The sequence below is a fragment of the Acinetobacter sp. AR_0276 genome (assembly GCF_003000705.1).
GTDB classification, from domain to species: Bacteria; Pseudomonadota; Gammaproteobacteria; order Pseudomonadales; family Moraxellaceae; genus Acinetobacter; species Acinetobacter nosocomialis.
Genome location: NZ_PSQO01000004.1, coordinates 2,098,153 through 2,121,119 on the forward strand (window position 1 = coordinate 2,098,153; position 22,967 = coordinate 2,121,119).

The window sequence follows — 22,967 nt, forward strand, 5'->3', positions numbered from 1 at the left end:
TTATACTTCCTGTTCAGTTTCAGTATCTAACCCAAATTTCTTCAAACGGTAGCGTAAAGAACGGAAAGTCATTCCTAATTTTTTAGCTGCTAAGGTTCGATTCCAATGGGTCATATTGAGTGCATTGAGCAGAATATCTTTTTCAATACTCTCTAAATAACGCTCTAGACCCTCACTTGGTAATTTTTTTACAATCTGTGGAGTAGCTACGGGATTCTGCAAGCTTTGAGATACCATTGCGATTGAATTAGAAATATTTGCTCTTAAAGGAGCAGGGTGCAAATGCGGTACATCAATATTGGCATCGTCACTTAAAGTAATTGCTCGCTCAATCATATTTCTTAATTCGCGAACATTGCCGGGAAAGTGTTGTTGTAGCAGATAAGTTTCAGCGCCCTCGGTTAATTGTTTAAGTGGGGTTTCCCACTCCATACAAATTTTCTGAATAAAGTGATTCGCAAGTAACAAGACATCTTCACCACGTTCGCGTAAAGGCGGTAACATGAGATCCATAACATGGATACGGAAGAATAAATCCTGACGAAATTTGCCTTGTCGAACCAATAAATCTAAGTCTTGATGACTCGCACTAATCACCCGAAAATCAACATCAATTTCCTGATCGGAACCGACAGGACGAATCTTTTTTTCTTGTACTGCGCGCAGCAATTTAACCTGCATACTGAGTGGTAATTCGGCAATTTCATCTAAAAATAAACTGCCACCATGAGCAGATAAAATGAGGCCTTGTTTGTCTTGCGTTGCCCCTGTAAAGCTACCTTTTTTATGTCCGAACAGCTCGCTTTCCATCAGTTCAGTTGGAATAGCGCCACAGTTAATCGCAATAAAAGGCCCTTCACTACGGTTACTCAGCCGATGAACTAGGTTGGCAACCACTTCTTTACCTGTTCCAGACTCGCCAGTAACAAATACAGGTGCTTGAGAACGAGCAATTTTTTTAATTGCGATGCGTAGTTGTTGAATAGGCTGAGAGCGGCCGATTAATAATTTGTTTTCTAGAGCACTCTCTGCAAAATCATGCTCTATTTTTTGCCGACTCAAGGCTTTCTGTAATAATTGATCTAGATGTACTTGGTTGACCGGTTTGCTTACAAAATCAAAAGCACCTGCTTTTAATGCTGCAATTGCAATATCCATATTGCCGTAAGCAGTTAAAACCGCAATGGGTGTGTTGGTATAATTTTGAGAGACATGTTTGACTAACTCTAACCCACTCCCATCGGGTAAGTTTAGATCGGTTAAACATGCATCGTAATGAAACTGTGTGAAGAGTTGTTTGGCCTGTTCAACCCGATAAGCAAGATGTGTTTTAATCCCCATTCGTGCAAGTGTCATTTGCATTAAAAGGCACAAATCTTCCTCATCGTCTACAAGCAAAACGAGTGGTTGCTGTTCTGCCATTTCCCCAAAAACCTAATAAAAAAATCAATATATTATTGGGCATTCTATTCTGAAGCATGCCCCTTGTTTTTGCTCTACATAGGTGAGCTTTGCATGGTTTGCCTCACAAAAACTATGAGACAAGTATAATCCTAAACCAGTTCCATTAATTTCGGTACTAAAAAATGGTTTAAATAATTGAGATATATCACGTTTTGAAACACCTTCACCGTAATCGATCACATCAATATAAATTTTATTTGTTTGTGAATGAATGTCGATCATGACATTCGGTGAGTCGGGTGCATTATGTCGTAAAGCATTTCGCACTAAATTGATCATGACTTGTCTTAGTTGTTTTTCGTCAAATAAAAATTTTAAAGAACGATCAGAAATTTTGAGTTGAATTGAGTGCTTAACGTCAGATAAATCTTCATCGAGTAGCGTATTTATAAAATTGTTTAAGTCAATCTGAATAGGGTGTGTTCTTTCGCTACGAGCAAGTCCTAAGGTGTCCTGAACAATACTATCAATGCGTTTAGTTTGCTTGCCAATCATATGGCGTAAAGTATTTTGTTGTTCGAGATCACTATCTTTAAGTAACTCATTTGCTTGAACAATTGCAGCCAGGGGATTGCGGATTTCATGTGCAATACTTGCCGAGAGTTGCCCTAAAGCGGCAAGTTTAAGTTGCTGTGCTTGCTGATTAATTTGTTGGGCATCTTGTAAAATGAGTAGTGTTAGAGCTTGTTGCGGCACTAAAAGATGCTGTACTTTAATATTAATGGAATAAGCCGATAGCCGAGACTCAAAAATAAATCGGTCATTTTCTTTTAAGTCGCCAAACTTCAATATTTCAAATAAATCGGGATGCCATTTAGCTAAAGGATATTTTTCATTGGCAAACTGGGGAGGAATACCAAGTAGTGAACAAGCAGCGGGATTGCTAACAACAATGTCGTAATTTTCGTCTAAAACTAAATAGCCTTGTTCAATTTGCTCTAAAATATAACGGTTAATATTTTGAAGCTGGTAAAGCTCGATTGACTGGTGAAAGGTGAGTGCCTCAAGTAATTTAAAGCGCTGCACTGCAATTTGTCCAATCCCGTGAACAACGAAAAATAAAAAAGCTAATAAAGCGCTATTACCGATTGTGTTTAGATTGTTGTAGTCAAATAAACTACCCACGAAGCGTTGGTAAATAACCGCAATAACCGCAAGTAAGGTAATAACTAAAGACACTCTTGCACTGAGCAAAATCGCCGAAGTAAAGATAGCAATCACATACAGCAAACTAATTTGTAAATTAGGCTCCCCAGCAGAAAATGAAAGGAGGCTTAAACAAATAATGTCGACAATAAAAAATAAAATAAGCTGCCGAGTAGTTTGGATAGCAATAAATTTAAAGCATAACAATTGCACAAGACTTACAATTGAATAGCTTAGTAAAGTGTAAAAATATAAAGAGGGTTGCTGCAAACTATTGTCGGTTTGAGCATTGGTTAAAACCAAAATAATATTCAGGCTAACCGCAATAATAAGACGGTATAAACCATACCAAGTGCCCAAACGAAAAATCGTATGGGACAGGGATGAATTTAAAGGAGAGTGCATGTAAGTCTGATTATGGTTTGATCAGACCGTAACGAATCGCAAGATGTGTGAGTTTTACATCACTATCAATTCCTAACTTTTCAAAAATACGGTAACGGTAAGTATTTACAGTTTTCACACTTACAAAAAGTTTATCGGCAATTTCTTGTGCGCTAATACAGTTAACGACCATCATCGCAACTTGCATTTCCCGTTCCGATAAAGAATCAAAAGGAGATTGTTGAGTATCAGATAAATAAGAGCTTGCCAGTTGCTCGGCAATATCGGCACTAAAATATTTACCACCCTGCATGACCTTATTAATTGCACGAACCATCTCGGCAATTGGGGCCCCTTTGGTGATATAGCCTTTTGCTCCAGCTTTTAGCAATAAAGATGGGTAGGGTTCTTCGGCAAGGCCACTTACAGCAATGACTTTCGTCTCTGGAGCTGTTTGTAATAAACGACGAGTTGTTTCTACACCACCGATGCCTGGCATGTTGACATCAAGTAGTACGACTTGCGGATGTTGCTGACGAACGATAGCAATAGCTTCTTCCCCAGATTCGGCTTGTCCAATTACCTCAACATCTGCATGATCTTCTAACATACGGCAAATACCCGTACGTACCAGTTCATGGTCATCGACAACTAAAACTGTAATCAAGAAGACCTCCTTTCTTTCAAAAAACAAGTTTTTTGTTACATAAAGCAAAATAAGCTTGCAATGGAATGACAAAATTAGCAATCCTATTCTTCTATAGTGAGCGAATAGTTGTGCACAATTGTGTCGGTAAAGCTTTATACCTTATATCTCAAATGTAAGGCATAATGATAGTAAGCGCAAATGTGTGTCACCCTGAGTCGAGTATTGTGCCGTGAAAAATTCTAAAAAGTCTTTAATGCATGTGCTAAGCATGTCTATTTTGCTTAGTTTGAGTTCAACAAGCTTTGCAGAACTCGTCAATAACCCGTCCTCAGGGAGTACTGGTACTGCAAGTTTAAATTGGTCTGCAGCGGATGCTAGTCAACTTTTAAATGATGAAGATGATGAGCCGACTCCGCAAGGTTCAACGTCTGTTACTACAACTTTACGTGGCAGTAATGCACCGAAAGTTATTAGCTCTACACCTAGAGTTGCTCCAATCCGTGATACCGTGGGCTATAATGCCCAGCCGAGTGTTAGTGCACGTGCTGCACTTGTAATGGATGCGCAAACGGGTGAGGTCCTTTATAGTAAAAACACCAACGCGTCAGTACCGATTGCGTCTATTACCAAATTAATGACAGCAGTTGTAACCGCAGATGCGCGTTTAAACATGTCAGAAGAAATTACACTTGAGCAAATCGATTTTGCCGGTGCAAATGGCAAGAACTCAAGCTCTACCTTACGTGTGGGCGACAAGATGAACCGTGCAGAAGTTCTTCTGTTTGCTTTAATGAAGTCAGAAAACCCAGCGGCAGCAGCTTTAGCGCGTACTTATCCGGGCGGACGTCCTGCATTCGTAGCAGCGATGAATGCTAAAGCACGTTCTTTGGGTATGAATGCCACTCATTATTACGAATCAACTGGTTTAGACCCACGTAATGTCTCTTCGGCGCGTGACTTGGGGATTTTGGCGAGTACAGCGTCTCAGTATGGTTTGATCCGTCAATTCTCAACAACACCAACTTACGACTTTAATTTAGGCTACCGTGTACTCAAGTCAAACAATACCAATGCTTTAGTGCGTAATGGTGGTTGGAATATCAACTTATCTAAGACCGGCTATATTAATGAAGCAGGCCGTTGTGTTGTTATGCATACTACTGTGAACTCACGTCCAGCAGTCATTGTATTGCTTGGTGAACCAAGTACACAGGCGCGTAACAACGATGCAACTAACTTGTTAGGTTGGTTGAGTAATTTGCCAAAACGTATTTAAGTTAAATATTTTAAAAACGCTTCTATTAAGAAGCGTTTTTTTATGCCATTTTAAATAGCATAAAAAACGGCTGTTTAATACAGCCGTTTTTTTATAAAAATTCAGATTTTACATATTAGATAAAATCGAATCTTTTACTTGATCCATTGTTGCATCAATTGACAACATCACTGCATCAGCACATTGTTTGATTGCAGTATCAGGATCTTTCAAGCCATTACCAGTTACTGTACATACGATAACAGAACCTTCAGCAATTTTACCCGCTTTAATGTCACGGATTGCACCGCCGATAGAAGCAGCAGACGCTGGCTCAACAAATACACCTTCATACATAGAAAGTAAGCGTTGAGCTTCTAAAATTTCGCTGTCTTGAAGTTCATCAAACCAGCCTTTAGAGTCGCGTACCACAGCTTTTGCATGGTTCCAGCTTTGTGGATTACCAATACGGATTGCAGTTGCAACTGTTTCAGGGCTTTCAACTGGAGCACCACGTAAGAATGGAGCTGCACCAGAAGCTTGGTAACCTACCATTGTTGGTAAGCCTTCTGGTTTAGGACCAGTAAATTGATCGGTCGCAGCATCATAAATCACTTGTTCGAACTGGTCAGCAGGTTGGTTTGCTACAGCTTCTGTATAACCCATCCAGTGAGCTGTAATGTTACCTGCGTTACCTACTGGCAAGCAGTGATAGTCAGGTGCACGGCCTAAAGCTTCAACAATTTCATAAGCAATCGTCTTCTGACCTTGCAAACGGTAAGGGTTGATTGAGTTTACAATTGTTACTGGAGCTTGATCAGCCACTTCTTTTACTAGACGCATACCATCATCGAAGTTACCACGGATTTGCATAGTGATCGCACCATACATCATGGCTTGAGCCATTTTACCCATCGCGATTTTGCCTTCTGGAATCAAAACAAATGCTTTGATACCAGCACGCGCAGCGTATGCGGCAGCGGCAGCAGAAGTGTTACCTGTAGATGCACAGATAATTGCTTTAGAACCTTCTTCAACCGCTTTGGTTACAGCCATGGTCATACCACGGTCTTTAAATGAACCAGTCGGGTTTAAGCCCTCATATTTCACATAAATTTCAACATCTTTGCCAATAATACGTGGAATATTCTCAAGTTTAATGAGAGGGGTGTTGCCTTCACCCAAAGAGATAGCACGAGTAGTTGCCGAAACTGGCAAACGGTCACGATAACGATCTACAAGACCAGTATAACGATTGGCATTAGACATGATGGTGTTCCAATTATGAGGTGAAGCGGGAGAGGGAATCTTTCCCTCAACCTGATTAACTATCGAGCGATTCTAAACGAATTCTTACGATTTCGCCACGAATTGCAGGTAATGCTTGAATTTGCGCAAGAGCGTCATCCATTTTTGATTCAACGATTGGATCGGTCAAAATTACGATTGGAATGAGGTCTTTTAAGCGTGATTGTTGCATGATGGCATCAATACTGATTCCAGCACGGCTTAAGATGGTTGTTACATCTGCAAGTACACCAGTCTGATCTTCAGCATTTAAGCGGATGTAATAACCTGTAGTCATTTGTTCACGGCTTAAAATTGGCATATTTGTTAATGCTTCGAAAGCCAGTTGAGGAATTGTACCTGCACCATCTTCTGTATAAGAGATGTCACGAACAATATCAATCACATCGGCAACGACTGCAGAAGCTGTTGGACCAGCACCAGCGCCAGCGCCGTAGTACAGCGTTGGGCCAACGGCATTGGCTTGAACTAAGACAGCATTTTTAACGCCGTTTACGTTGGCAATAAGCTGCTCATCTGGAATAAGCGTTGGGTGAACACGTAACTCAATACCATGTTCAGCACGACGTGCAATACCTAAATGTTTAATGCGGAAACCAAGTTCTTCGGCATACTTCACATCTTGTGCAGTAATTTTGCTGATACCTTCGGTATAGACTTTATCGAACTGCAGAGGAATACCGAACGCACAAGACGCTAAAATTGTAAGTTTATGCGCAGCATCAATACCTTCAACATCAAAAGTTGGGTCTGCTTCTGCATAACCGAGTTCTTGAGCTTCTTTTAATACATCATCAAATGCACGACCTTTCTCACGCATTTCAGTGAGAATAAAGTTACCTGTACCATTAATGATGCCTGCTAGCCATTCAATATGGTTTGCAGCAAGGCCTTCACGAATCACTTTAATAATTGGAATGCCGCCAGCAACTGCTGCTTCATAAGCAATTTGGACAGCGTTGTCTTCTGCTGCTTTAAATAGTTCATTACCATGTTCAGCGAGTAAAGCTTTGTTTGCAGTAACAACTTGTTTACCGTGCTTGATGGCTTCCATAATGACTTCGTAAGCAGGGTGAATACCACCCATCACTTCTACAACCACATCTACATCGGGTTGACGAACGATATCAAGTAAGTCTGCGCTTTGTTTAATCCCTTCCAATTCGAGATCTGGACGAGGGCGACGTGTTCCAACGTGGGTAATTTGAATTTCTCGACCGGTGCGACGTTTAATTTCAGCGGCATTTTCTTGTAGTAGTTTAAGGGCTCCTCCACCTACGGTACCTAGACCGAGTATTGCCAGGCGAACTGGTTTCACGTCACACTCCATATCATCATTGAATCATTTAATTGAAGCTAGATCATAGCTAAAAAAAACGCCAGACTCTAGCGCTTTTCGTGCCTGTTCAATCAATTAGAGTGCGATGTTCGGAAAAGCAGAGTAGATCAGTCTTTAAACACTGGCATGTAAAGAACTATTTATTGAAAAAACAAAGCGCTGCAATAAGAGCAGCGCTTTGTGTACAAGATAACTGGTGAACTATTCATCAAAATTGAGAATATTATTTATCCAGACGTTTAACTAACTCATCTGGTGTTAAGTAGCCACCGAGATATTGTCCGTCAACGTTGTAGATGGCTGGAGTACCATTTACACCCATGTTTAAACCAAGTTGATATTGTTCGCGAACAGGATTTTTACATTGAGCAGGTGGAATACTAATGCCTTGTACAGCTTGATTAAATGCAGCTTTACGGTCTGCACTACACCAAACGGCTTCCATCGTTGGCATAAATTGTTCGCCGCGTGGCCACGCAATGTAACGAACCTCAATGCCTTTCTCATTAATCTCGGCTAAATGCTCATGTAATTTGTGGCAATAAGGACAACTTGCATCGGTAAACACATAAATTACATGTTTAGCTTTACCACCTTTAGCTGGGTAAACAATCAAATCTTCATTTTTTAAAGCAGCAAGGTGCTTTTTGTTTTCTGATGCTTGAAGGTTGTCGCCAATATTATGCAGTTCTTTACCGCCTAAACGGATGACATCACCTTGAATAAGGTACTTACCATCACTTGTCGTATAAACAGAAGTCATACCTTCAAGGTTTACCCAATATAAATTAGGTACTTCAGTCGGTTTGATATCTAAAATTTTGACGTTGATGTTTGCATTCTTAAATTGTTTTTGCAAAGTTTCGATTAAACGCTGTTTAGCATTGCGTTCAATGATGGTTGAAGCTTCCCCAGTAGCAGGTGCGGTCGCTGTGAGCGCATCTTCTTTTTGTGGTTTGTTTTCTTTAGAACAAGCACTGAACAACAAGCTAGAAGCCAAAGCACAGGCAAGAAAAATTTGAGATCGGGTAAAGGACATAGATAACCCTTATTTCATCAGTATTTATAGTCAGAAGCTGCTAAGCATAACAAAAAATCTAGTGTGTATTGTTAAAACTTTCTTAACCTTTGTGAACGAAATCAAATGATTGTTCGGTGTATTTCATATAATTCGTTTAAAAATTTTTAACCTCTAGGGTGATGTTTTTCATGTAATTGTTGCATTCTTACTTGTGCTACATGAGTATAGATTTGGGTAGTAGATAAGTCACTATGGCCCAGTAACATTTGTACTACGCGTAAGTCAGCGCCGTGATTGAGCAAGTGTGTTGCAAAGGCATGGCGTAAGGTATGAGGCGACAGCTCAGCCTGAATATTGGCTTGTAGTGCATATCGTTTAATGGCATACCAAAAATTCTGACGGCTCATGATTCCGCCATGTTGAGTTAAAAATAAATAGTCAGTGGAAGTTTTATAAAGTTGTGGACGTGCATCATTTAAGTAGCGTTCTACCCAGTCACAAGCATATTGGCCTAATGGTACTAAACGTTCTTTATTGCCTTTACCAGTAATACGTAAATAGCCTTGTTTTAAATTGATTAGCTCCAAGCGCAAGTTGATTAGCTCGGAAACACGTAAACCACATGCATAAAGCACTTCAAACATTGCTCGGTCACGTAACCCCAAAGCTGTTGTAATGTCAGGCGCTTGAATCAGTGCTTCGACATCTTCTTCTGATAAATCCTTGGGTAAAGCTCGGCCAATTTTGGGCGAGTGATGTGTCGCTACCGGGTTATCGCTTCGTAATTTTTGTTCGCGTAAAAATTTGTAAAACTGGCGTAGGGCAGATAAACAACGTGCAATTGAGCGTGGACTTTTTCCTATTTTGGTAAGTTCAATGAGGACATCAGAAATGTCATCACTCGACCATTTCGGCAAGCTATTTTTTTTATGAAGCTCGCTGCATTGAATCAGGTCAGATAAATAGGCATTACGAGTATGTGGACTTACTGTTTGTGCAACTAAATAGTCGCGAAAACCTTGTAAAAAGCTCAAATGTTCAGGAATTTGAACAGGGCTTGGAATACGCGGTTTCTTATTTATCATAAACAATGTCCTCTAAACCACTGTACTTTAAAAGAAACTTTAAGATTTGTCGATTAAAGTAGGTGAGAATTGAAATTTAACCTTATTTGGTAATTATTCTCATTTATATGTATACTAGTAAAAAAGGTTTAGGATCGGATGCGGTGCGTTTATCAGCGTTGAAAGTGAAGCAAGCGGCTACCATCACCAAAGTAGATCGGATGACACAAACATCCGAGCAACAAGATTTGGTCGCAATTCGTTTGGAAAGCTTGGGCTTTGTACCAGGTACTCGAGTAGAGGTGATTACCAAAGGTATTTTTGGTGGTGATCCGATCTTAATCCAAATTGGCTTTACTCGTTTCGCTTTACGTAAGGCGGAAGCGGAAAAAATCGAGATTCAGTTAGAAGGAGTACCCGCATGAGTAATGCGCTACGTATTGCCCTTGTGGGAAACCCGAACTGCGGTAAAACTTCGCTGTTTAACCATTTAACTGGAACAAGACAAAAAGTTGCTAACTATGCGGGTGTAACTGTAGAGCGTAAAGTCGGTAACTTTCAATTACCTTCAGGCCGTGCAGTTCGTGTACTAGATTTACCGGGTACCTATAGTCTGCAGGCAACTAGCCCAGATGAAGAAATTACCCGTGATGTCTGCCAAGGCAAAATTGCCGAAGAAGGGCAGCAAGATGCTTTTTTATGTATTGTCGATGCGACGAACTTAAAACTGCATTTGGGTTTGGTGCTTGAAATTATTGAATTAGGGCGTCCAATTCTGGTTGTATTGAACATGATGGATGAAGCGCGCCGTCGCGGTATTCAAATCAATACACAGAAACTCTCTGAGCGTTTAGGTGTTCCTGTTGTTGAAACGGTTGCCGTACGTAATTCAGGTATTGAAAATTTATTGCATGCGCTCGATCAAGAAAAATATACCGTACCTCATACTGAACTGAGTGGTTTAAGTGGTGGGCATCATCAGAAAATCGAAATGATTTTTAAAGATGTGGTCAATTTTGTTGATCATGATGATAAGCGTACTGATTTTCTAGATCGAATTTTCTTACATCCTGTGTTGGGTTTACTCAGCTTGGCAGTGATGATGTTTATTGTCTTTCAGGCGGTATTTGCTTGGGCTGAACCTTTTAAAGCTGCAATTGAAGATGGCGTAATCCCATGGTTAGGTGAATGGTTAAATGGAGCTATTCATCAGCCTGTGCTACGCAGTTTAGTGGTAGATGGTGTTCTCGCGGGAGCGGGCACAGTATTGGCATTCTTGCCACAAATTTTGATTCTATTCTTCTTTATTTTGGTACTCGAAGAATCAGGTTATTTACCGCGTGCAGCGTTCTTGCTCGATAAATTAATGTTTAAAGCTGGCTTGAGTGGCCGTTCTTTTATTCCATTATTGTCGAGTTTTGCCTGTGCGATTCCCGGCATTATGGCAACCCGAAGTATTAGTGATTCACGTGACCGTTTTACCACGATCATGGTTGCACCTCTCATGACATGTTCGGCACGTTTGCCTGTCTATGCCTTGTTAATCGGTGCATTTATTCCAAGTCAAACTGTTCTAGGGATTTTCAACTTACAAGGTTTGGTGCTGTTTGGTTTATACATGGCGGGTATCTTAAGTGCGCTTTGTGTTGCCTTTGTGATGAAGTTCTTGCGTAAAGACAAATCACAACATGCCTTGTTAATGGAGTTACCAAGTTATCGTTTTCCTGACCCAAAAAGTATTGCTATTGGGTTGATGGAACGCGCAAAGATTTTCTTACGTCGTGTTGGTGGGATTATTGTTGCATTAACCATTATTCTTTGGTTCTTGTGTACTTTCCCTCAAGCACCAGAAGGTGCAACGCTACCGGCAATTGATTATAGCTTTGCGGGTATGGCAGGGCACTTTATTCAGCCTTTATTCGCACCGCTTGGCTTTAACTGGCAAATCGTGGTGGCTTTAATTCCTGCGATGGCTGCTCGTGAAGTTGTGGTCGCAGCATTAGGTACGGTATATGCGTTGTCTGGTGCTGATGATAATGCTGTTGCACAAGGGCTTGCCCATTTGATTAGTGCAAATGGCACAGGCTGGTCACTGGCTACAGGCTTGTCTTTATTGGTCTGGTTTGTTTATGCACCACATTGTTTAGCAACTTTGGCAACGGTACGCCGTGAAACAGGTTCATGGAAACATGTGGCAGTCATGACAGCTTATCTATTTGGTTTGGCTTATCTCATGTCATTTTTAACTTACCAAATTGCATCACGCATTTGGGGTTAATAGGAGGCGCTTATGTTTGATTACCTTATTGTTGCTGTATTGGTGTTGTGGAGTGCCATTGTTGTCTTTAAAAAAGTATTTCCTCAAACATCCGCTTCAGTATTTCTTGCCCTATCAACCCAGTGTCAACGGTTGGGCTGGCAGCGTTTGGCGACATGGCTGAAGCCTAAACAGGCTGCTGGTTGTGGCGGTAATTGTGGTTGTTCTGCTGATGATACTCCTGCACAAAAGTCCGCTCCGGTACAAACGGTGAAGTGGCGTTAATTTTTCTGTATAAAAAGCCATCGAATGATGGCTTTTTTACGCACTGACACAAAAAAAGTAGAATAAAAGTCAAACTGAAAAAGTATTCAAAACAGCAAAGTGCTAACATTTTTGCCATTCTGTCGATTGATAAATTGTGGGGCAAAAATGTTAATACAACGTGGTGGGTTAAAAGTTGTAGCAGGCTTGGGTATATCAGGTGTTTCTGCTGTAAATTTCCTGCATGAACAAGGCTACCAAGTTGCAGTAACGGATTCTCGCCCCACACCTCCTGGACATGATCAAATTCCTGCAGATGTGAAGACCAGTTTTGGTCAACTCGACCAAGAATTATTACTACAAGCAGAAGAAATTATTTTAAGCCCGGGCCTTGCCCCACAATTACCAGAAATTCAGGCTGCCATTGCTCAAGGGATTTCTGTGGTGGGTGATATTCAGCTACTTCGCCGTGCAACTGATGTGCCGATTGTTGCGATTACAGGCTCTAACGCGAAGAGTACTGTTACTACTTTAATGGGCTTAATGGCTAAAGATGCAGGTAAGAAAGTTGCCGTTGGTGGTAACCTTGGTCGCCCAGCTCTAGATTTACTTAAAGATCAACCAGAGTTATTGGTACTTGAGTTATCAAGCTTCCAGTTAGAAACCACATCTCACTTAAATGCTGAGGTAGCTGTGGTACTGAACATGAGTGAAGATCACTTAGATCGTCATGGCAATATGCTGGGGTATCACCAAGCAAAGCACCGTATTTTCCAAGGTGTCAAGAAAGTTGTATTTAACCGTGATGATGCTTTAAGCCGTCCTCTTGTACCTGATACAACGCCAATGCAAAGCTTTGGTCTAAATGCACCTGACTTAAACCAGTACGGCGTTTTAAGAGATGCTGACGGTACACTGTGGCTTGCTCGTGGCTTGCAGCGTTTAATTAAAAGCTCAGACTTATATATTCAAGGTATGCACAACGTAGCCAATGCTTTAGCGTGTTTAGCATTGGGTGAAGCAATTGGCTTACCTATGGAATCTATGCTTGAAACTTTAAAACACTTTAAAGGTTTAGAGCACCGCTGTGAGTATGTAAAGACCGTACATGATGTACGTTATTACAATGACTCAAAAGGAACCAATGTTGGCGCTACACTTGCAGCAATTGATGGTTTAGGTGCTGCGATTGAAGTGAAAAAAGGTAAAGTTGCCCTAATTTTAGGTGGGCAGGGTAAAGGTCAAGACTTTACTCCTTTACGTTCTTCTATCGAAAAGTATGCCAAAGTTGTGGTATTGATTGGTGAAGATGCGCCTGTCATCGAGCAGGCCATTCAAGGTGCAACTAAAATTTTACATGCGGCAACACTTAAAGAAGCTGTCGAGATATGTCAACGTGAAACACAAGCTGAAGATGTGGTATTGCTATCACCAGCATGTGCAAGTTTTGATATGTTTAAAAGTTATAATGACCGTGGTCAGCAGTTTGTTGCCTGCGTCAATTCGTTGGTTTAAAGAAAATATGATTAGGAATGTAGTATGGCAGGCTTAGCTCAGACCACAATCCAGAAAATCAATCATTGGTATGAACGGATATTGCCGAAATGGCCAGCGGAAGTGACGCCACGTAATGTCTTGATTTTCTGTGTCGTTGCATTGTTATGTATCGGTTCGGTGATGGTAGCATCTGCTTCGATGCCTTATGCAGAATATATGCATGAGAACCCGTTTCACTATGTCATCCGCCATGCGATATCTATTGCGGTTGCTGGGGTCGTGGCGTATTTGACTTACCGAATCTCACTCAATACATGGTTTAAAAATACGTTTCCGCTGTGGTTGTTAACCATGGTTCTGTTACTTGCTGCTTTGGCAGTAGGTTCGGAAGTCAATGGTTCTACACGTTGGATTAAAATCGGTGGTTTTACCTTACAGCCTACAGAGGTTGCCAAAGTCATGATGGCAATCTTTACGGCAGACTACGTGGTACGCCGTGCTAAAGAGGTTCGTACGCACTGGAAAGGTTTACTGCGTTTAAGTGGTGTGATGGCGATTACGGTCGGTTTAATTATTGCCGAGCCTGACTTGGGTGCGACGATCGTTATTGTCATGATGATGGTCGGCGTGTTCTTTTTAGCTGGTGCGCCGCCAACACAGTTCTTAATTATGCTTGGTGCGATTGTCACCGGTATCGTGTTTTTGATCTTGTTTGAGCCTTACCGTTTCCAGCGTTTGATTTCGTTTACCGACCCATGGGCAGATCCATTAGGTGTGGGTTATCAGTTATCAAATGCACTCATGGCCTTTGGCCGTGGTGAATGGTTTGGAACAGGCTTAGGGCATAGTGTTCAAAAGCTATCTTATTTACCAGAAGCGCATACTGACTTTATGTTGGCCGTGTTAGGCGAAGAGTTTGGCTTCTTTGGTATTTCGATTGTCATTGGCTTATCTTTCTTGATGTTGGCTTGTTGTATCAAAATTGGACACCGTGCCTTGAAACATCATTATCTTCGCGCGGGCTATTTGGCTTACGGTATTAGTATTATTTTCTTACTCCAGATTTTGGTAAATGCGGGTATGAACATGGGCTTAATGCCAACCAAAGGTTTAACTCTGCCATTTATTAGTTATGGTGGTACGTCTTTAATGATGTGTGCAGCTATGATTAGCTTGATCTTAAAGATTGATGCATCAACTCAAGAAGTAAACCCTGAAAGAGAAGAATCGAACTTCTAAACTATTTCAGTTGTTATGAAAAGCCCGATATCGAATCGGGCTTTTTTTATTTATAAATATATTCCGCCAAGCTCTTGTCCGTGAGGAATTAAATCTACATTCCACTGCGCTACAGCTTGCTTGAGCATCACTTCAGGGCGATCTAAATCAACCTTGGGTTGACCTAGGGCTTGTATGGCGTGTTGAAGTAATTCAGGTGCTTTAGTTAAATCGAGTGCTTGAGCAAGATTTTGTTTAGAAAGCTTTTGCCCCTGATCATTCATAGCCAGAGGAAGATGCATATAGCTTAGTTTAGGGTAACCGAGGAGCTGACCCAGCCAGATTTGGCGTTCAGTGTTATCTAAAAGGTCTGCACCACGAACAACGTGTGTAATACCTTGTAAGTAGTCATCCACGACAACAGCAAGTTGATAGTTAATAATGCCATCACGGCGTTTAAGAACAAAGTCACCAAGGTCATGTTGTAGATTAGAACAATGAAGTCCTTGCAATCGATCATCGAAACAGATCTGCTGATCCTGAACTTTAACGCGAATCGCTTGATCTTGAAAATCGAGAAGCAAATCACGGCAAGTACCTGCATAGATTGCATTTGAACCGAGCATTTTACGGGTACACTGACATGCGTAAACTAAACCTTCTTTTTTAAGTTGGTCTAATACGCTTTCATAAATATTTAGGCGGTCTTTTTGAAAGATGATCTCTGCATCAGGATCGAACTGAAAAGCTTCAATTGACGCGAGTATATGGTCTTCACTACCGGGATAGATGCGTGGAATGTCAGTATCTTCAACACGAACAAACCATCGCCCTTTGTGAGCTCTAGCATCACAGTAACTGGCAACAGCAGTAATCAGTGATCCGAAATGTAAAGGGCCGGTTGGCGAGGGCGCAAACCGACCTGAGTATGAGCAGCGATTAAGCGGAACATTGTTCCGCTGATTCGCAAGAGCCGAACTAAGCTCGGCTGGAGAATTCTTAACCGTCACAATTAACCGTTATTTTGCTTCTCTTTAATTTCTGCCAAGGTTTTGCAGTCAATACATAACGTTGCAGTTGGACGTGCTTCTAAACGACGTAAGCCGATTTCGATACCACAAGTTTCACAGAAACCGTAGTCTTCGTTTTTAATCGCTTCAAGAGATTGTTCGATTTTACGAATTAATTTACGTTCACGGTCACGTGTACGTAATTCAATTGCAAATTCTTCTTCTTGGGTAGCACGGTCATTTACGTCTGGCAATGCAGTTGATTCATCTTGCATCGTATTTAAAGTACGATCAACTTCAGACATTAATTCAGCTTTCCATGCTTGCAGAATTTGTCGGAAATGCTCGAGCTGTCCTTCAGACATGTACTCTTCATTTTTCTTAGGTTGATAAGGTGCAATACCAAATAAACTTGCAGTTGAGCCTACGTCAGAAGTTTTAGGTTTCACTTTACGTGCACGTTTTGCAGAAGCTTTATCACCTTCTACTACAACTTCTGTATGTTCATCCAAAACTTGGTTGTGGTTGTCATTCGCCATAATAGGGCATTCCTCATCATACACGTATTATCTATACGCAAAAAATATGGTGATATGCAAGTGTTTTTATAGAAAACCATCGATGGATTTTTCCATCGGGTCGTCATCATATAGATTTTTCCTGCAAGATGATAGTCATTCTATCCCGTAAATAATTTCAAAACGTGTTTGCCCTAGTCATAATTCCTCATAGAGGTATTCAATTTAGGACTAATATCCTGAAATATCAGTGTTTATATGGGTTTCGAAATTTTCAAGTCGAAACACTTTTGTTTCAAAAGTACCATCATTATTCAGACGAATGTAACGGTAACCCGGTGCATTTTGATCGAGTGCAAAATCGTTACTAAACGGTTTAAATTGTACACTTGTGGAAGGTGTCGAGAAAAATTCGATACCTTGCCAAATATTAAGAGAGTCTTGATGTACGTGTCCACAAACTAAAGCCTTTACATTTTTAAATGGGCTTAACGTATCTAGCAGTGCATTTGAGTTTTGTAGCTTATGATGATCAATCCATTTTGATTTCATGGCAAATGGGTGATGATGGCAAGCCAGCAGAACTGGATGATCTGCAAATTGCTCAAGTAAGTTTTCTAAATTTTCTAATTGTTCCAATGACAAATGACCATCTACTTTTCCCTTTACGGCACTGTTGAGCATAATGATGCGCCAATTCCCTAAACCGACCACCACAGGTTCCTGATGATTTTCGTTATGCAGTGGAAAGTAGTCCACATTGTCATGATTACCGAGCGTGTGGAAAAAAGGCAAACCTAAGGTTTGCATAAAGCTGATATAACGCTTGTAGGTAATAGGGGTTGGGGCTTGTGCGAGGTCTCCGGTATGAATAATCGCGTCCGCTTCTGGATGTTGTTTCAATATCTGCTGGATAATGGCATGGAAACTTTCTTCAGGATTCATCCCCACAAATTCTAGCTGTGGATACTCCAATAAATGTGTATCGGTAATTTGTATGATGACATGATTTTTTTGTGAAAGTGTTGAGACTTGGAAAGTCACCGTCCTACCTCTTCGGATTTATTATCGTTTTGCTGTGTTGAGCCAGCCATTGTAATGCCATAATAACAGGGGCATTTCTTAAACGTCCGCTGTCGAGTAGTGTTTGAATTTCGCTATAACTAAACAAATGCAGCTGAATATTTTCACCCTCATCATCTACTCCAAAAACACCGCCTACAGCAGGTAAATTGGTTTCGGCGACATATAGATGAAATAATTCTGAACAGGCGCCTGCTGATGGGTAAAAACTAAATAGATGCTCTAAATCCTGAACTTCACAACCTGATTCTTCAAGGCTTTCACGGCGAATACAACTTTCTGGTGACTCATTGCCATCTAACACGCCTGCAATAATTTCGAGTTGCCACGGCGATTGAGAGTCATCTAAAGCACCAACACGAAACTGTTCAATTAGGGCAAACTGTTGTTTTTGGTCATTGTAGAGTAGGACACCAGCCGCTTCAGGTCGATGCACAAGTTCGCGCTGCAATACAGGAGTATATTCAGATTGATTAAATAGACGATGTCGAAGGCTGACTTTTTCAACTTGAATAAAACCACTGAACAGAGGTTCACGTGATGTTACTTCGACATCTTTAGATGTATAACTTGGATGCTCGACAATACTCATGATTCGATCAGGACGAAATCTATTTATTTCATCCTAACCGAGAATCATGGCTAGGCAAGTGTTTTTTTTGAATATTTACACTTTATGATACAGTTTTTGTCCTTGCTCTTGGTAAACCTCTTTCATTGCTTTGAGGCCTTCTTCAACCTCTGAATCGCTATTGGTGAGATTGTTGGCATAGTCACGTACATTCTGGGTGATTTTCATTGAACAGAATTTTGGACCACACATTGAGCAAAAGTGTGCAGATTTATGCGCTTCTTTTGGTAAAGTCTCGTCATGCATGCTGCGTGCTGTATCTGGATCTAGGCTTAGGTTGAACTGATCATCCCAACGGAATTCGAAACGTGCTTTAGACAAGGCATTATCACGAACCTGTGCACCCGGATGGCCTTTGGCAAGATCGGCTGCGTGTGCTGCAATCTTGTAGGTAATAATTCCGTCTTTTACATCTTTCTTGTTTGGCAAACCTAAATGCTCTTTTGGTGTCACATAACAAAGCATTGCTGTGCCATACCAACCAATCATAGCTGCGCCAATTGCAGAAGTAATGTGATCATAACCCGGAGCGATGTCTGTAGTTAAAGGCCCAAGTGTATAGAATGGTGCTTCTTTACATACCTCTAACTGCAAGTCCATGTTCTCTTTAATCATGTGCATTGGTACATGGCCCGGACCTTCAATCATGACCTGAACATCATGTTCCCATGCACGGTGTGTAAGCTCACCCAATGTTTTAAGTTCACTGAACTGCGCTTCGTCATTTGCATCTTGAATACAACCCGGACGTAAGCCATCGCCTAAGCTAAATGACACGTCATAGGCTTTCATAATTTCACAGATTTCGTCGAAGTGTGTGTATAAGAAGTTCTCTTCATGATGAGCGAGGCACCACTGCGCCATGATTGAACCACCACGAGACACAATACCCGTTAAACGGTTTGCTGTAAGTGGCACATAGCGAAGCAATACACCTGCGTGAATGGTGAAGTAATCAACGCCTTGCTCAGCTTGTTCAATCAGTGTGTCTTTGAAGATTTCCCAAGTTAGGTCTTCTGCAACACCATCCACTTTTTCAAGCGCTTGATAAATAGGTACGGTACCGATTGGAACAGGTGAGTTACGAATAATCCATTCACGTGTTTCATGAATATTTTTACCTGTAGACAAGTCCATAATAGTGTCAGCACCCCAACGGGTTGCCCATGTCATTTTCGCAACTTCTTCATCAATTGAAGAGCCAAGCGCTGAGTTACCAATATTGGCATTAATCTTAACCAAGAAATTACGGCCAATAATCATTGGCTCAAGTTCTGGGTGGTTAATGTTGGCAGGAATAATAGCGCGGCCTTCGGCAACTTCTTGGCGAACAAACTCAGGTGTAATTTCTTTTAAGTTTTTCGCACCAAAGTTTTGACCTGGGTGCTGGCGCATATCTACAGCTTCACGTTGACGCTGATTTTCACGAATCGCAATATATTCCATTTCAGGCGTAATAATACCTTGCTTGGCATAGTGCATTTGAGTGACATTTTTGCCTGCTTTAGCGCGGCGTGGGTTTTGAATATGTGCAAAGCGAATATCAGCAGTACGAATATCTTTTAAACGCTCCTGACCAAACTTTGAAGTTAAACCCGAAAGTACGTCAGTATCGTTACGTTCTTCAATCCATTTTTGGCGAACTGAAGGTAAACCTTTGTTTAAATCAATTTGAACATTTGGGTCAGTATAAACACCTGAAGTGTCATACACCATAATAGGTGGGTTGTGCTCACCACCAAGGCCAGTTGGGGTGTCAGTTAAAGAAATTTCTCGCATTGGAACCTGAATATCAGGGCGAGAGCCTTCAATATAAACTTTTTTTGAAGCGGGTAAGATGCGGGTTAAATCTTTTGCATCTTGTTCATGTTGTGCTGAAATTTCAGCAGAAGAGAGATTCGTTAATTGGTTCATCACATGATCCTTATGAATAACATCAACGAATCAAGCACGACCAAAAACGATGGCGGATTTATCTTGAACTAGATAAATTGAGGGCTTTAAGTTTTCAGATGGCTTGATTCCTACGCAGGTCTTAACCTGATCAGGTTCAACGGTACTTGTGATCAAACTTGTGTTGCGATAACACGGAATTTACACAATCTCAGCGAGCTATTACTCGCGCTCCGTCAAGCGATTTAAAGACTAACATGTTTTAGGTTGGCTGGCATTGTCAATTTGTATCTATACAAACTGCATCCATGTGGCAGTCACGATAACTTTGGGTATTCCACGGTGACTCTAATTCTAATAATTGCTCAAGCTGTTCATGCACAATCTGGTAAGTTGATTTTTTTTGTCCATTTTCATCAATTAAATCTGTCTTGAATTGTTTATTACGCTCATCCACAGGAGTGGCAATAAACTTCAGAAATTGTTGAGCGGGTTTTGCTAAGCTGGATTGTTTTTGTGTAGATAAGAAACGAATTTGTTGTAGAGCATCTTTATCAATCCATGTGTTTGGAGCAAACTCATCGGATACAGGCGTATTATCTAGCCCAAAGAAAATAAAATATCGGTACTCATTAAATAATAATTTTGCATCACTAATAAAATAACTCTTTGGATATTTTTGAATAAATTTTTCCCAAAATAATGCACGCTCAGTAAGCTCTTTCCATGAGATAGCCAACGCACCATCGTCATAGAAAATGTCTTTATTGTCTTTTGCCATGCGAGTTAAGAACTCTTTTTGGTCAGCGGGTAGGGCTTTAGCAAAAACATCAACTAAATAGTTCGGCTGACGGCGATAAGTAAACATGCCCTCACCTTGATAGAGTAGCTCAATATAGGCTTGGCCCTCGTGTTGAATCAGATATTGATCACGAGTACCGAGTTGATCGAATAACTTTTTCTTGGTTTTCATTGTTTTTTTAGCATCTAATGGTTCTTGTTCTAAAATGGCATATCCAAAAGCTTCAAACGCTTTTGCTGTTTTTTCATTATGTTCTTGTTTTAGAAAACGCTGATACATAGCCGTCGATGCTTCAATTAGCTTAAGCTGTTCATTATTTTTTAAAGAGGGAACACAGGTTTTAAGTTTTTCATTAATTTGATTTAGGTCTTCTATTTTACTGTTTTGATTAATTTTCTGCATAGCAGCCATAATTTGTAAGCAGCTACTGTCTCGCTGTTCGGTGGACTTTTGTGCAGTTGATTTTTGCTCTTTAGATACAGCCTGATCTTGCTCTGATGTTTTACTACATCCAGCTAAAAGTAGTGCACTGCACATACTCATCATTAGAATTTTTTTCATCTTTATATTTTTATCAAAATTAATATTGCTCAAATTATAACGCTTAAAAAGATTGCATCACTGTTAGAAATCTTTATTATTAGGTAGGTCGGTCTACTTAATTTAATACCATGAATGATAAAACAGCAAGACAGAAAATTCTCGATGCAGCAGCCACACTATTTTATAACGATGGTATTACTGCAACTGGCATTAACTCGGTTACGGCTAAAGCAGATGTAGCCAAGATGTCGCTTTACAATAATTTTTCTTCAAAAGAGATCTTGTTGATGCCTACATTGCTGCACGACATCAAGAGTGGTTAGACCTTTATCAAAACCGTTTAGAAAAAACAAAAACAGCTAAAGAAGCTATTTTGGCCGTATTTGATGCCTATCAAGATCATGCCGAGTTTGCTTATGAAAAGGGTTTTAGGGGATGTGGACTTTTAAATGCTGCTGCTGAGTTTCCTGCAAATAGTGCAGGACGAAGTTCGGTAAGAAGGCATAAAGAAGAAGTTGAGGCTATTGTTGCTGAGCATTTAAAAAAATTAATACCAGACTCACAGCGTATTAGCTATATCGCCTCACAACTTTCTTTTTTATTAGAAGGGTCGATGGCAAGAGCTGGTCTAGAAGGTAGTAGCCGTCAACTTCAATTAGCGAGGCAAATGGCAGAAGATATTTTAGATCGAGAATGCCAACATGATTAGCCTTATTAAAAATAGTAGTTATGGTGGCACAATTGCAATTTTAGTTGCCTCTATTTTGTGGGGGACAACAGGAACTGCGGCAGCATTTGCCCCAACACTTGGACCACTGGCAATTGGTGCTGTAGCGATGGGCGGTGGAGGCTTTTTACAAGCTCTGGTTGCATCACGAGCTATACGAGAAAACCGGCAATTTATTGGGCGTAATATTCCTATTATTCTTTTGGGCATTGCAGCAGTTGGGATATATCCCTTAGCTTTTTATTCATCCATGCATTATGCCGGAATTACGATTGGTACTGTGGTTTCAATTGGTTCGGCTCCACTCATTGCAGCAGTTTTAGAGCGATTCTTTGACCGTAAAGTTTTATCTAAAACATGGTTCCTGAGTTTCGTGTTTGGTGTTGTGGGAGTAAGTTTATTATCTATGGGTGAAAGCCACACAGCACAAGATATTACAAATGAATGGGATAAGTTCTTCGGTATTTTTCTGGGGCTTGTTGCTGCTACAACTTATTCGCTTTATTCATGGGCTGCAAAAAGATTAATAGACCGAGGTATTGCTGCTAAAGCTGCAATGGGCATGATTATGGGTGGCGGAGCAGTTATTTTACTTCCTACTTTGTTGCTTACAGGGGGCGGTTTATTAGAGAGCTCAACAAATTTACTTGTGGCTGGCTATATGATGCTAATTCCTATGTTCCTCGGTTATTTACTTTTCGGCTTTGGGCTAAAGACTGTAAATGCGAGCAAAGCGACTACGTTAACTTTATCTGAGCCTTTAGTTGCTGCGATTTTTGCGATAGTGTTGGTCGGTGAACATGTATCATGGGTGGGCTGGCTAGGCATGCTTTTGATTTTCATTTGTATTTTGATGTTATCAAAGCCTGAAAATACATAAAAATGAAAACTTTT

Annotated in this window: 20 protein-coding genes, 1 pseudogene and 1 riboswitch; of the genes and pseudogenes, 8 read left to right on the forward strand and 13 right to left on the reverse strand. The window is 40.7% G+C overall.

Annotation, left to right across the window (positions count from 1 at the left end):
* From CSB87_RS10855 to CSB87_RS10865, 3 genes are read right to left on the reverse strand one after another with little or no spacing between them, the layout of a single operon-like run.
* Entirely contained in the window at positions 1–1,422 is a 1,422-nt protein-coding gene (locus CSB87_RS10855) for a sigma-54-dependent transcriptional regulator (RefSeq protein WP_022575140.1), read from the reverse strand.
* Positions 1,423–1,446: 24 nt separating this feature from the next.
* Positions 1,447–3,015: a sensor histidine kinase gene (locus tag CSB87_RS10860; protein ID WP_022575141.1), complete on the reverse strand. Its 1,569-nt coding sequence runs from the start codon at positions 3,013–3,015 to the stop codon at positions 1,447–1,449.
* 10 nt (positions 3,016–3,025) lie between these two features.
* Positions 3,026–3,661, reverse strand: coding sequence for a response regulator (locus tag CSB87_RS10865; protein WP_000633799.1), 636 nt, complete (start codon positions 3,659–3,661; stop codon positions 3,026–3,028).
* A gap of 211 nt (positions 3,662–3,872) precedes the next feature.
* Here CSB87_RS10865 and pbpG point away from each other — a divergent pair, with 211 nt between their 5' ends.
* The gene (gene pbpG, locus CSB87_RS10870; protein WP_004710943.1) at positions 3,873–4,919 is read left to right on the forward strand and encodes a D-alanyl-D-alanine endopeptidase PBP7/8; all 1,047 of its coding nucleotides are present in this window, start codon (positions 3,873–3,875) and stop codon (positions 4,917–4,919) included.
* A gap of 108 nt (positions 4,920–5,027) precedes the next feature.
* Here the strand turns inward: pbpG and thrC are convergent, their stop codons facing one another.
* From thrC to xerD, 4 genes are all read right to left on the reverse strand, one after another.
* Positions 5,028–6,167: a threonine synthase gene (gene thrC / locus CSB87_RS10875; protein WP_002048893.1), complete on the reverse strand. Its 1,140-nt coding sequence runs from the start codon at positions 6,165–6,167 to the stop codon at positions 5,028–5,030.
* Between the two features lie 55 nt (positions 6,168–6,222).
* Positions 6,223–7,524, reverse strand: a complete 1,302-nt coding sequence (locus tag CSB87_RS10880) for a homoserine dehydrogenase (protein ID WP_002048970.1) — start codon at positions 7,522–7,524, stop codon at positions 6,223–6,225.
* 244 nt (positions 7,525–7,768) lie between these two features.
* Entirely contained in the window at positions 7,769–8,584 is an 816-nt protein-coding gene (locus CSB87_RS10885; RefSeq protein ID WP_004710941.1) for a DsbC family protein, read from the reverse strand.
* Positions 8,585–8,730: 146 nt separating this feature from the next.
* Positions 8,731–9,651, reverse strand: a complete 921-nt coding sequence (xerD, locus tag CSB87_RS10890; RefSeq protein ID WP_031952213.1) for a site-specific tyrosine recombinase XerD — start codon at positions 9,649–9,651, stop codon at positions 8,731–8,733.
* A gap of 143 nt (positions 9,652–9,794) precedes the next feature.
* Between xerD and CSB87_RS10895 the strand changes: the two genes are divergently transcribed.
* From CSB87_RS10895 to ftsW, 5 genes are all read left to right on the forward strand, one after another.
* On the forward strand, positions 9,795–10,055 hold the full coding sequence (locus CSB87_RS10895; RefSeq protein ID WP_002053176.1) for a FeoA family protein: 261 nt from the start codon (positions 9,795–9,797) through the stop codon (positions 10,053–10,055).
* The gene (gene feoB, locus CSB87_RS10900) at positions 10,052–11,908 is read left to right on the forward strand and encodes a ferrous iron transporter B (protein ID WP_031952217.1); all 1,857 of its coding nucleotides are present in this window, start codon (positions 10,052–10,054) and stop codon (positions 11,906–11,908) included. The genes CSB87_RS10895 and feoB overlap by 4 nt, the downstream gene beginning before the upstream one ends.
* A gap of 12 nt (positions 11,909–11,920) precedes the next feature.
* Positions 11,921–12,172, forward strand: coding sequence for a DUF6587 family protein (locus CSB87_RS10905; RefSeq protein WP_031952219.1), 252 nt, complete (start codon positions 11,921–11,923; stop codon positions 12,170–12,172).
* A 147-nt stretch (positions 12,173–12,319) separates the two neighbouring features.
* Positions 12,320–13,666, forward strand: a complete 1,347-nt coding sequence (gene murD, locus CSB87_RS10915) for a UDP-N-acetylmuramoyl-L-alanine--D-glutamate ligase (RefSeq protein ID WP_031952221.1) — start codon at positions 12,320–12,322, stop codon at positions 13,664–13,666.
* Between the two features lie 24 nt (positions 13,667–13,690).
* Complete coding sequence (gene ftsW, locus CSB87_RS10920; RefSeq protein ID WP_004710933.1) at positions 13,691–14,887, forward strand: putative lipid II flippase FtsW; 1,197 nt, start codon at positions 13,691–13,693, stop codon at positions 14,885–14,887.
* Positions 14,888–14,937: 50 nt separating this feature from the next.
* On the opposite strand, the gene gluQRS is transcribed toward ftsW, so the two are convergent.
* The 6 genes from gluQRS to CSB87_RS10950 form a co-directional block, all read right to left on the reverse strand.
* On the reverse strand, positions 14,938–15,876 hold the full coding sequence (gene gluQRS / locus CSB87_RS10925) for a tRNA glutamyl-Q(34) synthetase GluQRS (RefSeq protein ID WP_031952223.1): 939 nt from the start codon (positions 15,874–15,876) through the stop codon (positions 14,938–14,940).
* Positions 15,877–15,878: 2 nt separating this feature from the next.
* Positions 15,879–16,415: an RNA polymerase-binding protein DksA gene (gene dksA / locus CSB87_RS10930; protein ID WP_001262524.1), complete on the reverse strand. Its 537-nt coding sequence runs from the start codon at positions 16,413–16,415 to the stop codon at positions 15,879–15,881.
* Between the two features lie 210 nt (positions 16,416–16,625).
* On the reverse strand, positions 16,626–17,438 hold the full coding sequence (gene cpdA / locus CSB87_RS10935; RefSeq protein WP_031952226.1) for a 3',5'-cyclic-AMP phosphodiesterase: 813 nt from the start codon (positions 17,436–17,438) through the stop codon (positions 16,626–16,628).
* Positions 17,439–17,442: 4 nt separating this feature from the next.
* The gene (locus CSB87_RS10940; protein WP_031952228.1) at positions 17,443–18,069 is read right to left on the reverse strand and encodes an NUDIX domain-containing protein; all 627 of its coding nucleotides are present in this window, start codon (positions 18,067–18,069) and stop codon (positions 17,443–17,445) included.
* 75 nt (positions 18,070–18,144) lie between these two features.
* Positions 18,145–20,022: a phosphomethylpyrimidine synthase ThiC gene (gene thiC / locus CSB87_RS10945; protein ID WP_001072857.1), complete on the reverse strand. Its 1,878-nt coding sequence runs from the start codon at positions 20,020–20,022 to the stop codon at positions 18,145–18,147.
* Between the two features lie 90 nt (positions 20,023–20,112).
* Positions 20,113–20,247: riboswitch (TPP riboswitch) on the reverse strand.
* Between the two features lie 34 nt (positions 20,248–20,281).
* Positions 20,282–21,364 (reverse strand): hypothetical protein, encoded by a 1,083-nt coding sequence (locus tag CSB87_RS10950; protein WP_212752010.1) that lies wholly within the window; start codon positions 21,362–21,364, stop codon positions 20,282–20,284.
* 110 nt (positions 21,365–21,474) lie between these two features.
* On the opposite strand from CSB87_RS10950, the pseudogene CSB87_RS10955 reads away from it, so the two are divergent.
* Positions 21,475–22,055 (forward strand): annotated as a pseudogene (locus CSB87_RS10955) (TetR/AcrR family transcriptional regulator).
* Positions 22,048–22,953, forward strand: coding sequence for a DMT family transporter (locus CSB87_RS10960; protein WP_031952232.1), 906 nt, complete (start codon positions 22,048–22,050; stop codon positions 22,951–22,953). Before CSB87_RS10955 ends, CSB87_RS10960 begins: the two are co-directional and overlap by 8 nt.
* Positions 22,954–22,967 lie beyond the last annotated feature (14 nt).